Raw genomic sequence first — 16,388 nt, 5'->3', positions numbered from 1 at the left:
TCCTTGAATATCGCGGCAAAATGGCGATAATTGGGCGCAAAAGACGGTTTGAGTATGTCGGTCCCTGCAATTTGATTTCCCTTTCCCGCGGTATTGTCGCCACATACAGGCTCGATACCCTAAGGCAGTTATGAATCCGGTTTCTATAAAAATCTCGCGTTTACAGGGTGTTTTGGGTGAATTGGTCGCGGCAGACACTGAGCTCCCCCACAAAAACTTTGCGGAAAAATTAGGTCAGTTAATCGACCTGTCGGGCTCTATCGCCTTGTCTGAGTCGCTGCGCGGCCTTAATAAATTGGTGTTTACACCAGCTGCCGCCAATGTCGCTGAACTTAAGAATACATTTTTACAGACCAGAGCCGAGATGCTGGCTTTTATTCTTAATAGCTTTATTACCGAAACCGGTGAGGGGCAGGGTAGTGGGGCACCGTTTATACTGCCCCAGCCTAGCGCCGAAACGCTTGTTGAACCTGAACAGGGCTTTCAAGCCTATCAGCGCTTTTATAATTTGCATCAAAGCCAGCTTGATCACCGTGTTTTGGTGTTGCGCCGGCAATTACAAGATGCGCTTGCCGGACAGTCGCCACAACTCGCCCAACTTGCGGCTTTGGACCGCAGTTTGGAAGATAAGCTAGGCGATTATAATCGCCGCGTACTGGCCAGTATTCCGCGCTTATTGGCGCAGCGCTTTTATTTTTTAAGTCAGCAATACAAAGCGGTACAAGATGCCCAGCGCAGCGTATCAGAAGATGCCGGCTTCAAACTGGAGCTAGAGCCCGAGCTGATGAGCGATAGTCCCGCGCTCTGGTTGCAAAAAGGCGCTTGGCTGGACAATTTTTTTACAGAAATGCAGGGCTTGTTATTGGCAGAGCTGGAGTTACGGTTGATGCCAGTGATGGGTTTGATGGAAGCCCTTGAAGTAGAGGTAGCAACACAGTCATGACAAGAATCCTGTCGGTAGTCGCTTTTGTTATAGGCGCTGTAGTAGTTTTGTGGATGGCCTCGGCCTTTGTCGGCAGCAATTGGCTGGCGCTGGGTGTGAGCGTATTAATAGCCTTGGCCTTTACTGCCGGTTTTGCGGAGCTTATTCGCTACCAGCAAGCCAGTCTTGGTCTCAGCGCGGCGCTGCCAAAAAACGCGGATGTCGTAGACGATTTAGAAGCGTGGTTGGCGGGTGTGCCGCAGGGGCTTCGCAATGCCGTTGGTCAACGCATTCAAAGTGAGTATGTGGGCTTGCCGGCGCCAGTGTTAAGTCCCTACCTGATTGGCCTATTGGTGATGCTCGGTTTATTGGGCACCTTTATTGGTATGGTCACTACCCTGCAAGGTGCGGTTACGGCACTGGAAGGCAGCACCGAACTTGAGGCGGTGCGCGCTGGTTTAGCGGCGCCCATCAAGGGTTTGGGGATGGCTTTTGCGACGTCGGTGGCGGGTGTGACGGCGTCGGCGATGCTGGGCTTTATTTCTACCCTAAGTCGGCGTCAGCGCTTGCAGGTATCTCGCCAACTCGACGGCCAGCTGCGCGGGGCGTTTAAAAACTTTTCTTTAAGTTATCAGCGCGAGCAAAGCTACAAGGCTATGCAGCAGCAGGCGGCGGCCCTGCCCGATGTGGCGCAGCAACTCGCGACATTGGCAGATCGGTTAGCGCAAATGAGTGATGATTTAGGCGGCAAGCTCATTTCTGGTCAGGAGCGGTTCCATGTTGCGGCGCAAGCCCAGTATCGCGAGTTGGCAAACTCGGTTGATGCTTCTTTGAAAAGCAGTTTGGCTGACAGCGGTCGGCTGGTGGGTGAAAGTGTTGGGCCGGTGGTGCAAGGCTTTGCGCAGGACGTTAGCCAAGCGCTGCAGAACAGTCAGCAGCAGATCAGCGCTGCTGTGCAAGAACACCTCGCCGCCTTGAGTACCCGGTTTGCTAATACCACTGAGGAGTTCAGCCAAGGCTGGCAGCAGGGCATGCAAGCCCAGCAGCGCGGCAGTGAAACCTTGCTTGCACAGGTGGATGATGGCCTAAAAGCCTTTAATAGCGAATTTGCGGCGGCGAGCCATTCGCTGCTCGACACCTTTAGTCGCGTGAGTGACGACAGCTTGGCTCGCCAAGATGCGGCAGAACAGGCGCGCTTGGCTAATTGGTCTGCTGTGTTTGAGCGCAGTGCTAGCTTGCTGAGTGATAGTGCTGCGCAATTGACGGCCAATGCCCACGCGGGCAGTCAAGAGATTGCCGCCGAGTTTCAGCAATTGCTGCACAGCTCTGAGCAGCTGGTGCAGGCGCGGATAAGCAGCGAGGAGAAGTGGCTGAGCGACTACCAGCAGCGCATGGCCGAATTGGCGAGTACTGTGCAAACCGAGTTGAGTAACCTGCGAGAGATTGAAGAGCGTCGCGGTGAAGCGGCGGTGGAGCGCTTGGCGGAATTGCAGGGCGCTGTTGGCGAGCACTTGGCTACCTTGGCCAATGCGCTGGAAGAACCCATGGGCAGATTGATAGCGTCTGCTTCGGAAACACCGCGTATTGCCGCAGAGCTGATGGCGAAATTGCGGACGGAAATGACCGAAAATATTGCGCGGGACAATAGCTTGCTCGGCGAGCGTCGCGAGTTAATGACCCAGCTCAATAGTTTGGCGGATTCGCTGCAGCAGTCAGCCGCTGGCCAGCGCGAGGCAGTGGAAAGTATTCTGCAAAACTCCGCGGGCCTGCTTGAGTCTATTGGCAGCCAATTTAGCGACAAGGTGAGCGATGAAAGCACCAAGCTCGCCGATATTGTTAGCCATTTTGAGGTGAGCAGTGCCGAGCTGGCCAGCATGGGCGAAGCCTTTACCAGTGCGGTTAGTTTGTTTAGCGAATCGAATGCCAGCCTCATTAAGACCATGGCCTCGATTGAAACGGCACTGGGTAATAGCACCGCGCGCAGCGACGAGCAAATGGCATATTACGTTGCCCAGGCACGAGAAATTATCGATCACAATATGCTGTCCCAACAGGACATTATCAGTCAGCTGCAGCAGCTTACTGGCAGGGCCGTTGCTCAGGCGGAGGCTCGCGGGTGAGTCTTTCGGGTATGGGTGGCGGATTAGATGAAGGCCTAGATCAAGAACCGCCAATCTGGGCGATTTTTGGCGACTTGATGACCGGCCTAGTCGGTGTGTTTGTTTTGCTGCTGGTGTGGAGCTTGGGATTTCAGTTGGAGTTATCCCAAACCCTAAAGCGTGAAACCCAGTTGCGGGAAGTGGCCGAGCAGCGTCGCCAAGCTTTGGAAGCGGCACTTGCCGAGCCCTTGGCCAGTGGTCGGGTAACCCTGCGCGATGGTCGTATTGGCATCAGTGGCAGTGTACTGTTCTCGCTCAATTCAGCAGAATTGCAGCCCGAGGGGCGCGCGCTATTACATAGCTTGCGGGCGCCGTTACAGGTGTATCTAATTGATAGTGATCAATTACTTATGGTCAGCGGTTTTACCGACGACCTGCCTATTCAGCAGGGCAATTTACACTTCTCCGACAACTGGGAGTTGTCGGCTCAGCGCGCGCTAACCGTAACCCGAGCCTTGATTGACGAGGGCATGCCGCCAAATCGCGTATTTGCTGCGGCCTTTGGCGCGCAGCAACCGGTGGCAGCAAATACCGACAGCGATAGTCGCTCCCAAAATCGTCGCGTTGAAATGGCGCCGGTGCCGATGGTGAAGCGGGCGGCATCGGCACCGGCGCCGTTATCGTCAGCAGCTGCACTATGACGAATTTGGCGCTGCTGGAGAAAATTGCCGCGTTGCGAGCGGCGGGAGACGACAGCTTCGACCCAGTGCGTTTTCGCTATATTGAAGCGCTGGCGATCCGTGCTCAGCAGGCTAGCGAACCGTTAAATGAACAGCTCACAGCGAAAAGTCACCGAGCCTTAACCGACTATCGTAATGCCCGTGCGGCGGCGCAGGATTTGTCTGCCGCGTCTGATTCCGCTCAGGTGCAGCCGAGCGCAGGGTGTCAGAGTGCGACCGTAAAGGCCTTGGTCGAGTTGCGCCAAGTATTAGATCGGGCGCAGCCCCAGGCCGCAGCAGGCCCCTTAGGTTTGGAGCAGGAGATGCAGGCGCAGGAGCGCGCGCTACTGCAATCGGAAATGTACGCTGCTAGTCCCAAGCCGAGCTCAAGCCAGAGCGCAGAACCAGAAACCAGCGACGGCCCGCTTAAATCATTAAAGGCCAGTCAAACCATGCGGGTGCATCAGCAGCGCCGCGCCGTCGAAAAACGGGTGGAGCTTGCGATTGCCGAAGGCCCTGAAAGTCCCGGCCCGCTCAATCCTCAAATGCTGGCCATCAAGGCGCTGACCATGATGCGCGAATTGTCACCGCAGTATTTAAATCGCTACGTGAGCTATCTCGACACGTTGTTTTGGGTAGAGCAATTAGATACTGCTGCCAATACCAAAGCCGATAAGAAAAACAGTCGGGTCGGTGGCCGCGGCAAGGCAAAGAAAAAGCCAAGCTAGCGACCTCCCCTCAATTTATAGAGCAATAAGCAGCTGCTTATTCAGCCGTTCGCCCAAGGTTTGTGCTGTACCCCTTTGCGCAGTCTCGTGAGTATGTTTGTGATTTTACTTGTCCCAAGCATACGTTTAGCACGTACTGGCGATCTTAGGAGTAACAATATGCACATTGAAACAATGCAGGAAATGGTTGAGTGGTCGGCGGCCTACCATCAGTCCTTCGCCGGCTATTTGCAAGATAGTGTGGCGAGTAGCAGTGATGAGCGCGCAAAAATGCTCAGCGATTATATTGCCGATCATGAGCGTAGTTTAGCCAAAGTCCTCTTTGCGTTTAAACCCACGGAAAGTGATGCTGCACTGGGTACTTGGTGTGCGGAATTTTTAAATGATCAGCCCTTGCCTAATACTGAAAAAACCGATGTGCGCTGGGCGCAAATGTCGGCAGATGAAATGTTCGCCGAGGTTAGTGCCATCCATGCGCAGCTGATTGATCTCTACCGCTTCCTACTGAGCCGCTGTATTGCTACACCGGCTGCAGAAATGCTGGAACAATTAATCGACATTGAAGAGCATGAAATTAAGCTTATGGCGCAATCGGCTAATCGCCTACACGAAATGTAAGCACGCTGCGGATCTTGGTAGTTAATCGCATAATACCAGCATTTATTTTTGCTGTTGTTATGCGGATCTACTCCTGCCGGATTAGATCCGCAACTGATTTAGCTAGGGCTTAGCTCATGTTGGCCAAAGCTACCACTCCAGCCTGACATATCACTTTTTTGGGGGAAGCATTTGCGAATGTTTTCCGTTAAACCCAGTAGATGAAACATGTGGCTGCCCAGTACAGGCTTGCCATTATTCAGCAGCGAGACGGCAATGTCGCGCTCAGGGTCGGCCCAGCAAAATATATTTGAAAACCCTAAATGGCCAAAAGCATAGGGTGTGTTACGGCCATACAGGCCGAACACGCGGCCGCCTAACATCGCGCCCGCGCTGTAGCGCATGGGAACCCCGAGCGAGCGATCATGTTGCGGTCGCGAAGCCTCAGAAGTTAAGCGATATACTAGCAGCGGAGATAAAATTTGCTTGCCGTGCCATTCGCCCTTTTGAAGCAGCATTTGGAAAAACTGGCAGGCCTCATCGGCGTTGGCGTATAAATTCCCGGCGGGGATGATGGCGTCGAGAAATTCATCAGTATTTGAAATATCAACCACGCTATCGACATTGGCGCCGAGAATTTTTTCCAGATGTCTTCCTAGCATCGATACACTGGGAAGGCCGCTAATGTAATTTTGGGCTTCGCTACCTCGGCTGCTTTTGGGCATGCCGAAGGTAAATGACTTGAAGCCCATCGGCTTGCGAATAACCCTGTCTAGGTATTCGTTCATGGTTAGGCCCGTGCACACCCTAACTAACTCGGCGGCGATAATGCCGCCGGTAATGGCATGGTAAGCCAACACGCGGCCGTCGTTGTCTAGTGGCGGCTGCTCGCAAATTAGGCGCAATGATTCCTGCGGATCAAACAGTATGCTTGGCGATGTGCCGGGTGGCACCCCTGGAACACCAGCGCGGTGTGCCAAAAGTTGGTATATCGAAATGCTGGCTTTGCCATTTTGTGCAAAAGCCGGAATGTAATAGCTCACGGGATTAAGCAAATTTAGCAGGCCATCTTCCGCAAGCTTGTGAATGAGTACGGCACTGACTACCTTGGATGCAGAGAATAGGCATACTGGCGTATCTAATTGTGCGCCCACCGGTGTTTCATTATTTAAACCCCGCGCTTGGCCGATACTGCGATGCAGTACGGTTTTACCTTTATAGCGTAAGCACATGCTCACCATCGGGTGCATGCCACTGTTATGGAGAGCTTCTGCACTTGCCCAAATAGCTTCAATATCGCCGCAGTCGATAGGCTGCTCAGCGGGATCTATGATTAGTGAATTAGTGGCCGTCGGTGACAGCGTCGGGGCTCTAAAGATGGCCTTACAGATTTTATTTGCACTAGGAGTAACCGGCATATCACTTCTCTGCTTTTAAGCGGGGCGTTTTTATAGCACGCCTAATGCACTGTCTCTATGGCTGAAAATTCCAATGTTGGCTTTTTTAGGGTCATATAGGGCGATTATCGCGGTAGGTGTAACAAAGTGGCGCTTAATTGCTCTATTAGTGATATCACTTGTACCATGCTTAACTAGCGTATTAGGTCGGGTAAACGCTGTTTTCACCGCAACGGGAGTCAATGTAAATGTCAGAATCACCAAGCTACACGCCGCCAGCTATTTGGACTTGGGAAAATCAGAGTGGTGGTAAATTTACCAATATCAATCGGCCAGTTTCTGGCGCGACTCACGAAAAAGCACTGCCGGTTGGCGAGCATGCACTCCAGCTGTATTCCTTGGCGACCCCAAACGGTGTAAAGGTCACGGTGATGCTGGAAGAATTATTGGAGCTGGGGATTAGTGATGCGGAGTACGACGCCTACACCATTAATATTAGCGATGGCGATCAGTTTGGCAGTGGCTTTGTCGCGATTAATCCCAACTCTAAAATTCCAGCTCTATTAGATCGCAGTGCCAACCCACCAATTCGAATTTTTGAGTCGGGGGCAATTCTGCTGTACTTGGCCGAAAAATTCGATGCATTTTATCCAAAGCAAGCGGCGGAGCGCGCTGCCTGTCAGTCGTGGTTAATGTGGAATATGGGCAGTGCACCCTTTTTGGGTGGTGGCTTTGGTCATTTTTACGCCTACGCGCCAGAGAAATTTCAGTACCCCATCGACCGCTACACCATGGAAGTTAAGCGTCAGCTTGATGTGCTGGATAAGCATCTTGCTAATAATACTTACCTGTGTGGCGATAACTACACCATTGCGGATATCGCCACATACCCATGGTATGGCGCATTGGTGCAGGGTTATCTCTACGACGCGGCGGAGTTTCTTGATGTGGCCTCTTATGCACATGTGTTGCGCTGGGCAAATCAGATTGCGCTGCGCCCAGGGGTAAAGCGTGGCCGCCGAGTGAATCGGGTGTGGGGGCCGGAAGAGAGCCAAATGGCCGAGCGGCACAGTGCGCAGGATTTTGAGTAGTGGGGCGGTCGATAAGTGGCCTTCTCAATAACAGTTAGCCTTTCCTTCTAATTTGCTTGCTGTATTTAGCGCCATGTCGGGGCGCTAAATACAGTCGATACAGATATTGTTGTCCCAACTCTTCCGAAATCCACTTTGAGTCGAATCTCGTAATTATTGATTGAGCGCTCAGTTACTGGGTTGAGCCAAATAATAATACAGGGTGATTTAACTCGTGGAGGACGTATGAAACAGCTAATCGTCGTGTTGTTAGGTGCTTGGGTATCGGTGGCGGCATACGCAGAGTCGCAAGATGTTTTGAGCGTGGCAGATATTGTTGCGCTCACTAAGTATGAGCAGGTCGGGGTGGATAAAGAACGGGTCCTGCGCGGCATGAGCATCGCTAAGCGGGTTCCGATTGGCTGGGTAGATGATTACAGCCAGCGCTATATTCGAACCATTACCGATGATCAGGGCGTCGCGCGTCATCAAGTCTTATTGGAAATGCGTTATATGGGAGGCTGGCGTTTTTACCGCGCGGCAAGCTTAGGCGGCCAAGCGCTGCCTTTTAATACTGAAGAGCGTCGCTTCTCGCGGTGTAGTAGCACGTACTTAGAGTGCGTGCAGCAGGAGATTGTTACTGCAGAGCTGAGTCGCCAACAGTTAGACGACGCTATGGCGTCTGGTCTCGCGGTGCGGTTTGAGGCTAAAAAGCCAGGCAGGGATACCGTGGCAGTATTTCCCGCCGCTTATGTAATGGCGTATTTAATTAAACTAGATGGTGGACAACTGCCGCCTAGTGAGAGGTTGAATGACAAGGTGGCTAAGCCGGAGTCGCTGGTGATGGCAGCGCAATGACTGGTACGGGCTTATCGTAAGCCCGTACCCTCTTTCTTGCTACCTCACTTGGCCATCATGCTGATGCGATCTTTTATCAAAGTATCAACTACGGTTGGGTCCGCTAAGGTGGTAATGTCGCCGAGGGAGTCCATATCAGACTCCGCTATTTTGCGTAAAATGCGGCGCATAATTTTGCCAGAGCGTGTTTTTGGTAAACCGGGCGCCCATTGAATTACATCGGGTTTGGCAATGGGGCCGATCTCGCGGCTGCACAAGGCAATGAGTTCCGCGCGTAAATTGCCGTCGACCTCAGCGTTGTCCATAAGGGTGACGTAGCAATAAATACCCTGGCCTTTAATGTCGTGTGGAAAGCCTACCACGGCGGCTTCGGCAATTTTAGGGTGCAGCACTAAGGCGCTTTCAACTTCAGCGGTACCCATGCGGTGGCCAGACACATTGAGCACGTCGTCGACCCGGCCAGTAATCCAGTAGTAGCCGTCGGCATCGCGGGTGGCACCGTCACCGGTGAAATAGTAGCCCTCGTAGGTACTAAAATAGGTGTCGATCAAACGCTGGTGGTCGCCATAGATGGTGCGAATTTGACTTGGCCAAGATGATTTAACCACCAAGTAGCCCGAACCCGCGCCTTGCACTTCGCTGCCGTCTTCATTCAGCAACGCCAGTTGCACGCCAAAGAAGGGGAAGCTCGCGGAACCGGGTTTTAGGTCGGTGGCACCGGGAAGTGCGGTGATCATATGAGTGCCGGTCTCGGTCTGCCACCATGTGTCGACGATCGGGCAACGCGCGTCGCCAACGACACGGTGGTACCACTCCCATGCTTCTGGATTAATAGGTTCGCCCACGGTGCCGAGTAAACGTAGGCTGCTGCGATCACTGCGGCTAACAAACTCATCGCCTTGGGCTTGTAGTGCGCGAATTGCAGTTGGCGCGGTATAGAAAATATTAACCTTGTGTTTGTCTACAATGTCCCAGCAACGACCGGCATCCGGGTATGTTGGTACGCCTTCAAACATGAGGCTAGTGGCGCCGTTGCACAGCGGCCCATACACAATGTAGGTGTGACCGGTGACCCAGCCAACATCGGCGGTGCACCAGTAGACTTCGCCTTCGCGATAGTCAAAAGTGTATTTAAAGGTCATGGCCGCTTGCAATAGGTAGCCTGCCGTGGTGTGGAGTACACCCTTGGGTTTGCCTGTTGAGCCAGAGGTATAGAGAATGAATAGCGGGTCTTCGGCAGCCATCGACTCGGGTGGGCAGTCGGCGCTCATTACGCTAACGGAATCTCGGTAGCAGATGTCGCGGCCCGCGACCCATGGAATATCGTTGTGGGTGCACTTAACAACAAGGCAGGTGTGGACATCTGGGCAATGGGCGAGTGCCTTGTCGACATTGGCCTTTAACGGTACGTTTTTACCGCCCCGGGTGCTTTCGTCGGCGGTAATAACGAGCCGGCAATCGGCATCCAGTATTCGGTCTTTAAGCGCCTCTGGTGAGAATCCGCCAAACACCACAGAATGCACCGCGCCAATGCGGGCGCAGGCAAGCATTGCGTAAGCTGCTTGGGGGATCATAGGCAAGTAAATGCACACCCGGTCACCTTTTTTAACACCACGCGATTTTAAGGTGTTGGCAAGCTTGCACACTTCTGTCTTGAGGTCGGCATAGCTTATCTCCATGCTCTCTTCAGGATTATCGCTTTCCCATATTAGCGCGGTTTGCTTCGCACGCTTGGGTAGGTGCCGGTCAATACAGTTGTAGCTAACGTTAAGTTCGGCACCACTAAACCACTGGGCTTGGCCCTTAGAAAAATTGTAGTCAACAACGCGGTTCCATGTCTGATTCCAATCTAAGAACTCAGTTGCCATGTCTGCCCAGAAGCCATTTGGATCATCTATTGAGCGTTGATACATCTCTTTATATTTTTGTGGGGTGATGTGTGCATCGTGAAAATTTTTAGGCACTTTGTGTACGAGGTTTTTAGACATGGCAGGCGTTCCGACATAAAAATTATGGTGCTAAGTGTCACTGTGCTTGCTGCTGATAACAATTGAACTAAAGTCGTAAAGCTTCTACACAGAAAGTGGCAGCTACTGCTGGGCGGCGCTGGTGGTGCTTAATTAGTTGCGGGAAGTTTGCGGTGGGGCGTAGGAATACATTTACAAAAATCGCTTTAAAAAATTATTGTGCTAGGTACCTGTAAAACAGGCACCTAGCACGTCATTACGAACTATGCTTGGTTGAACCTTATTTTTGGCTATTAATAAAATTGAAGAAATGCCGCGTGACACCTACGGGGTCTTCAACCTGAGGATAGTGGCCAACGGTCGCCAATTCGCCTAAGTAATCTAAACGACATTTTAGCTCTTTATAGCGTGCGACCATGTGTGCCCCAGAGACGGGATCTACCGAGCCATTGATTAAGGCGAGCGGAATAGTGGCGTTGTTCAGTGCACCTACCCAGCGTTCACGATGTTCTTTGCGGTCCCGCATATAGGTAATTAAATTGTGAAATATGTGCTTTCCGCCTTTCTCATTAATGAGCGCCCAAAAGATTCGGAGTTCTTCTTCGGTGGGTTTGGTTTGGTCGCCAAATACTGAGCTAAATCGCGCGCTGAACTGCTTATAGCCGGATAGTTTATTTAGCAGTGGGCCTATCGGGCTCAGGAGTAATTTTTGGGTCAATATTGCGCGGTGTGTTTCAGGAAATAAACCGCCATTTAAAAAGCAGCAAGACAACCATGTGCCAGCGCCGACGCCCTGCTGCTGTCGTGCCAATAGTTCTTGGGCCACGGTGTCGCCGTAGTCGTGGGCCAAGACATGAAACTGATCTAAAGATTTGGCGGTAATCAGTGCCTCAACAATATCGGCCTGGCCGTGAATGGAATAGGTGCTGATATTGGGTTTGTCGGAATAACCAAAGCCCAGCATATCGAGGGTGACTAGGCGAAAGCGTGCTTTTAGCGTATCCCATATGCCATACCAGTCCCAGCTTGAAGTGGGAAAGCCGTGGATAAGCAGCAATACCGGGAGGTCGCTCGGGCCCTCGTCTTTAACGAATATTTGGTGGCCCTTGAGTTCCAGCCTCTCTCCGCTGGCCTTCCAGTTGGTAAGGGCTGTCTTTAAATTGCTTTTATTATCAGTGTCCATGTTTACCCCAATATACCCATGCTCTTAAGCAAAAAGAATAGACTAACGTGCTGTCATTAAAACTGAACTTGACGTCTAGTTCAAGTTTTGGCTATATTGTTTTGATAAGCAGTTTGATACGCCGTAAAAATAAACGAATAGAGCCACCCAATGAAAGCCATGCCAACGCAAGCTAGAGCCAAACAAAAACGTGCTGCCTTAATCGCTGCGGCAAGCGAGTGCTTTGTTAGCCTTGGTTATCACGATACCACGGCAAAGACAGTGGCGAATAAAGCAGGTGTCGCGACGGGTACTTTTTATCAGTATTTTGAAAATAAAGAAGATATGCTTCGCGTCATAGCAAAGCAGCGCATGGAAGAGCTTTATCAACAAGTGCCGTCGGCGACCGAGTTCCTTGAACTCAGTAGTAAGGCGGAAACGGCCAGTGTAAAAACGGGTGCCACGGAGCGGATTTTCCATCAGGTTTTGGAGTTAATTTATGGGTTTCATGAGCAAGCGCCTGAGCTTCACCAAATATTAGAGCAGCGCAAAGAACTCGATCCTGATCTGGCCGAAATTTTAGGCCAAGGCGAAAAAATGTTGTATGACCGGGTATTGATGTTTGTGAATCGCTTTAATATTGAAAACGCCGATGCCGTTGCCTTTAATCTATTTGCCATGGCAGAGGGCTTGGTGCATCGCCAGGTATTTGGCCGCCCTGAACAATCAAAAGTGCTTACATTACAACTGGGCGCAGCTATGCTCGCCAGTTATTTCGATAACTTATAAGAATAGAGATAATAAGTCATGAGCTCATCAGCAATAGTTGACACACTAATTCAAAATGCCAAAATTTTTAATAACGGTGAAGCTGCTGTTATAGAAGATATCGCAATCGCGGGTGGTAAAATTGTGGCAAGAGGTAAAAATTTAGCCACTGAGGGTGCGGCACGCGTAATCGATGGCAGTGGAAAATGGCTTATGCCGGGCTTTTTTGACATCCATACCCATTACGATTTAGAGCTCGAAGTTGCGCCCGGTTTGCCCGAGTCGGTGCGGCACGGTACGACCTCCGTTGTTATCGCAAATTGCAGTTTAGGTTTGGCGTTTGGGAACCAGCGCAGCGGTGATATAGACCCCATCGTCGATTGCTTTGCTCGGGTGGAAAATCTACCAAAGTCATTATTGCGCAGCTGCGCAGACAAAGTCGATTGGGATTCACCAAAAGCGTATTTGGAACATCTAGAGCAACTCAATTTAGGGCCTAATGTCGTCACCCTATTTCCGCACTCAATGTTACGTATTGATACCATGGGATTTGATGCCAGCATTAGCCGCGACCCAAGTGACAGTGAATTAAAGAACATGCAGGCTACCTTGGGCGCTGCGCTTAAACTGGGTTACGCGGGCTTTTCGACTGACGCCTTGCCCTTTCATTACCTGGCCAATCAGCCGAATTGCGAAAAAACTATCCCCACCCAATTTGCCAAATACGAAGAAATTAAAGCATTGACTCAGGTCGTGCGGGACAACGGCGCGGTATGGCAGGCAACACCACCAAAAGACAGTGCGATTAACACCTTAAAAACGTTTTTGTTGACCAGTGGCAGACTGCATAAACGACCATTGCGAACCACGGTCGTCGCTGCCTTAGATGTGGCGAATAACCGGAAACTTCTACGCTTAGCGAAGTTGCTTAGCAAAGTTTTAAATTCCAAATTTCTCCGCGGCGACTTTCATCTTCAGGCCTTGGGTGCGCCGTTTAAAGTTTGGTCAGATGGTGCAGTAACGCCATTATCAGAAGAGATACCTGAGCTTAGAAAACTGAATGAAACTGACATCGAAGATCGCGACGCGCGGCTACGTATCCTGAATGACGCCGATTACATTAAAGCGTTTAGGGCAATGTGGCTAAAGGGTAAGCATGGCTGGAGCGCGGCGAGGCTAAAGCGTATTCTCAATATGGAAGACTATGCTTTCAATCGCAAATTAAGTGATATGACCGTGGAAGGCTGCCCAATTGATAATTGGGTAGGCTTGAATATGCAGCACCTGCTGGACCGCATCATCGCGATTAAACGCGGCGAGACACCGAGCGGATGTAATGAAGCAGAAAAAGAGATTATTAACAGTGATTTCTTTTGGATCAGTGACGAAGCGGACTTTATGCTGCAGCTGTTGCGTAGCTTTGACCTTGACCTTAGCTGGAGCACAGTCACAGCGAACCGCAACCCAGAGACTATTCGCGAATTATTAATGAATCCCCTGCTTATGCCAGGCTTCAACGACTGCGGCGCGCATCTGACCAATATGGCGTTTTACGATGTTAATTTGCGCAGCCTCAAACTCGCCTCCAGTGGCGGTGATAAAGACGTCTCGTATATGGTGAAGCGACTTACCAAAGATGCCGCAAATCTCTTTGGTGTTAAAGGCGGCACGATCAACGAAGGGGATACTGCAGATTTGATTTTAGTTGACCCACAGGCGCTAGCGAACTACGACGGCGAAGCCCACGTTATTCGCCAGTTCCGCACCGAATACAATCACGATCAATTAGTGAATCGCTCCGACGGTGTTGTGCCGCTGGTCATGATTGCCGGTAATGTCGCCTGGGAAAATGATGAATTCTCTGGTCAGTTTGGCAAAAAGCCGATGGGGCGTTTGCTTAGAGCGACCGCACACTAAGAAGTACTGTTGCCTTCAATAATGGTGACAGTATCAATACGTGGCGCGCGGGCTTTCTGGCTTTTTTTCTCAGCAGACATCGCCGCCGCGCATTGCGCTGGATCTTGTAAAATAACCACGCATTCTAAGCATTGAATACATTCGTCGTAGTCGATGCTGCCTGTCTTGTTTATCGCGTTAATACCACAGCGATGCTTACACAGCTGGCAGGGGCTACCGCACTCCTGACGTCGGTCCAGCCATTCAAAGCGATGAATCTTTCCCAAAATTGCCAGTGCCGCGCCCAGCGGGCAAATATAGCGGCAGTAAAACTTATGAATGAATAAACCCAGTACAAGAAGAATGGCCGCGTACATAACGAACGGCCAGTCGCGCATAAACGTTAATGTGACCGCAGTTTTAAAGGGCTCAACTTCAGCCATTTTTTCTGCGGCGGTAAGGGAGAAGGGCGCAGTGCCGAGTAAGCCAATCAAGATCAGGTACTTCAACTTGAGTAAGTGGCGGTGCAGCGGAGGGCTAATATGCCACTGTTTTATTCCCAGCTTGCCGGCGGCATTGGCGAGGAATTCTTGCATCACGCCAAAAGGGCATAGCCAGCCGCAAAACAGCCCGCGCCCCCAAAACACAAGACTGATTGCGGTGTAGGCGAGAAGTATAAATATGATGGGGTCGAGCAGAAATACAGTGATATCAAAGCCATTTATAGCGCCCATAAACAACGCGATAAGATTCACGATAGACAGTTGGCCTTGGGCGTAAACGCCAATATAAACAAGGGTGAAGAGTAAAAAACCACGTCTACACCATAGGAATTCACGACTATGGTTGACGATTTGGCGCTGAAGGCTAAAAGCAACAGTGAGTAGGCTTAATCCCAACAGGAGTATTGCAATATCGTTTAGGCGGCCCTTCCAAATTTTGATCCACATGGCGTCGGGTTTGCTAGTTTCTGGTGTGCTTAGCTGACTAAAGAGCTTGTCGGGTAACTCGTAGTCGCTCTTTACATAAATGCTGTCATGAACCAAATGATTGCGATCTAGTTTTACATTCAGTATCAGTTGCATGGCGCTGCTGGGGTCAAAACCGGCCTGAGGTCGAATTTTGAATATCCGTAGGTTGTCGAGCGCTGGCGCGCCCTCAGGGAGATTGGGCTGACTGCTATCAAAGAAATTAATATCGCGGAGTGTAATAGGGATATTGTTTTGCTCAAGGCTGACACGCTCTGGAATCGTACCGGGGCGGAAGTCGGCGCCGAGATAGTCGTAAACCCCGCTAGACATAATGGCGATAGCTTGCTCGCCGTCACTCAGCGTGGTCATTAAGCGCTGATAGTCTTCCTCGCCAAGCAGGTTCTTACCGATACTCGGTGCATTTAGATACGCATAGTAAAGCTCAGTTTTGCTATCGCCATTGCTGTCTGCCTGGCTTAGGTCAACTTGGTCTGCTAAATAACTCGACAGCGAGTGACCAAGCTTGGCTTCTAAATCCGCGCTGGGGATGGTCCAGTGTTTAACAAGCTCGCTCACCAATAGCGCCTGCCAATCCATTGCAGTAAATACATCTGAGCGAACCACCGCGGGCGCTTGTTGTGCAAAAGCCGGAAGCACTCGCCGTGCAACTTCCCGCGCGGATGAGAGGATGGTGTCGTTGATAACGATGATCGACACTGTGGCCTTGGTCACGCCATCGAAGTAAGTGTTGTGGCTGCCGCCGTCACCTTGTCCGGTTTTCCGGTCGCTAAAAAGAATATGTTCCGACAAGCTGTGTTGGGGATATTGGTTAATAAATTCCTTTAGTGGCTTGGGGCCAAGGCCATGCAGAAAAATGGGCTCGTGATGATTAAGTATGTGCAGGCCAGCAAAGCGGCCATCCATGTCTAGACCAATCAATACATTAATGCGCTCGCCAGAAAAGCCTTTGAAGTCCACAAAGTCGTTGGATTCATAGGCGTAGCCAATAACTTCATTGAGCTGATATACCGCCCAAATTCTCGTTGCCGGATCAAACTCGGGCGCGCGGTTGGCGCGGGGAAATAGCGCAAGAATGTTTTCGGGGATACTGGCCTTGGCGCTAAGGTCGGCCCTAGCCGCAGGCGGGTATAGGCTAAATAGGCACAGCAAAAGCAGGCTGCCAAAGAGTAAGGGAATGTGGCGCTTGTGGCTGCTTTTGCTAATCATGACGACA

General features: G+C 51.1%; 13 protein-coding genes. 9 read left to right on the top strand and 4 right to left on the bottom strand.

All coding sequences use genetic code 11. The features are described from left to right. Nucleotides 1–130 precede the first annotated feature (130 nt). From AB4876_RS06630 to AB4876_RS06610, 5 genes are all read left to right on the top strand, one after another. A complete protein-coding gene (locus AB4876_RS06630) occupies nucleotides 131–943 on the top strand; it encodes a DUF3348 family protein (protein ID WP_368380864.1) in 813 nt (270 codons plus the stop codon). Beyond that, the gene (locus AB4876_RS06625; RefSeq protein ID WP_368380863.1) at nucleotides 940–3,042 is read left to right on the top strand and encodes a DUF802 domain-containing protein; all 2,103 of its coding nucleotides are present in this window, start codon (nucleotides 940–942) and stop codon (nucleotides 3,040–3,042) included. The genes AB4876_RS06630 and AB4876_RS06625 overlap by 4 nt, the downstream gene beginning before the upstream one ends. Continuing rightward, on the top strand, nucleotides 3,039–3,722 hold the full coding sequence (locus AB4876_RS06620; RefSeq protein ID WP_368380862.1) for an OmpA family protein: 684 nt from the start codon (nucleotides 3,039–3,041) through the stop codon (nucleotides 3,720–3,722). The genes AB4876_RS06625 and AB4876_RS06620 overlap by 4 nt, the downstream gene beginning before the upstream one ends. Further along, on the top strand, nucleotides 3,719–4,468 hold the full coding sequence (locus AB4876_RS06615) for a DUF2894 domain-containing protein (RefSeq protein ID WP_368380861.1): 750 nt from the start codon (nucleotides 3,719–3,721) through the stop codon (nucleotides 4,466–4,468). Before AB4876_RS06620 ends, AB4876_RS06615 begins: the two co-directional genes overlap by 4 nt. 159 nt (nucleotides 4,469–4,627) lie before the next feature. Further along, entirely contained in the window at nucleotides 4,628–5,086 is a 459-nt protein-coding gene (locus tag AB4876_RS06610) for a hypothetical protein (protein WP_368380860.1), read from the top strand. A 98-nt stretch (nucleotides 5,087–5,184) separates the two neighbouring features. Here AB4876_RS06610 and AB4876_RS06605 read toward each other — a convergent pair whose 3' ends face one another. Further along, nucleotides 5,185–6,483, bottom strand: a complete 1,299-nt coding sequence (locus AB4876_RS06605; protein WP_368380859.1) for a serine hydrolase domain-containing protein — start codon at nucleotides 6,481–6,483, stop codon at nucleotides 5,185–5,187. A 227-nt stretch (nucleotides 6,484–6,710) separates the two neighbouring features. On the opposite strand from AB4876_RS06605, the gene yghU reads away from it, so the two are divergent. After that, entirely contained in the window at nucleotides 6,711–7,553 is an 843-nt protein-coding gene (gene yghU, locus AB4876_RS06600; protein ID WP_368380858.1) for a glutathione-dependent disulfide-bond oxidoreductase, read from the top strand. A gap of 225 nt (nucleotides 7,554–7,778) precedes the next feature. Beyond that, entirely contained in the window at nucleotides 7,779–8,390 is a 612-nt protein-coding gene (locus AB4876_RS06595) for a hypothetical protein (RefSeq protein ID WP_368380857.1), read from the top strand. A gap of 44 nt (nucleotides 8,391–8,434) precedes the next feature. On the opposite strand, the gene acs is transcribed toward AB4876_RS06595, so the two are convergent. Then, nucleotides 8,435–10,378: an acetate--CoA ligase gene (acs, locus tag AB4876_RS06590; RefSeq protein WP_368380856.1), complete on the bottom strand. Its 1,944-nt coding sequence runs from the start codon at nucleotides 10,376–10,378 to the stop codon at nucleotides 8,435–8,437. Nucleotides 10,379–10,637: 259 nt separating this feature from the next. Continuing rightward, nucleotides 10,638–11,540, bottom strand: a complete 903-nt coding sequence (locus AB4876_RS06585) for an alpha/beta fold hydrolase (protein WP_368380855.1) — start codon at nucleotides 11,538–11,540, stop codon at nucleotides 10,638–10,640. Nucleotides 11,541–11,690: 150 nt separating this feature from the next. On the opposite strand from AB4876_RS06585, the gene AB4876_RS06580 reads away from it, so the two are divergent. Together AB4876_RS06580 and AB4876_RS06575 are read left to right on the top strand one after the other, a co-directional pair. Continuing rightward, nucleotides 11,691–12,308, top strand: coding sequence for a TetR/AcrR family transcriptional regulator (locus AB4876_RS06580; RefSeq protein WP_368380854.1), 618 nt, complete (start codon nucleotides 11,691–11,693; stop codon nucleotides 12,306–12,308). Between the two features lie 18 nt (nucleotides 12,309–12,326). After that, a complete protein-coding gene (locus AB4876_RS06575) occupies nucleotides 12,327–14,204 on the top strand; it encodes an N-acyl-D-amino-acid deacylase family protein (protein WP_368380853.1) in 1,878 nt (625 codons plus the stop codon). On the opposite strand, the gene AB4876_RS06570 is transcribed toward AB4876_RS06575, so the two are convergent. Further along, nucleotides 14,201–16,381 (bottom strand): 4Fe-4S binding protein, encoded by a 2,181-nt coding sequence (locus tag AB4876_RS06570; protein WP_368380852.1) that lies wholly within the window; start codon nucleotides 16,379–16,381, stop codon nucleotides 14,201–14,203. The two genes, AB4876_RS06575 and AB4876_RS06570, sit on opposite strands and share 4 nt — an antisense overlap. Nucleotides 16,382–16,388 lie beyond the last annotated feature (7 nt).

Origin of the sequence: Zhongshania guokunii, from assembly GCF_040892635.1 — a bacterium.
In the GTDB taxonomy this organism is placed as follows: domain Bacteria; phylum Pseudomonadota; class Gammaproteobacteria; order Pseudomonadales; family Spongiibacteraceae; genus Spongiibacter; species Spongiibacter guokunii.
This window is presented reverse-complemented; position numbering and strand designations above follow the sequence as displayed.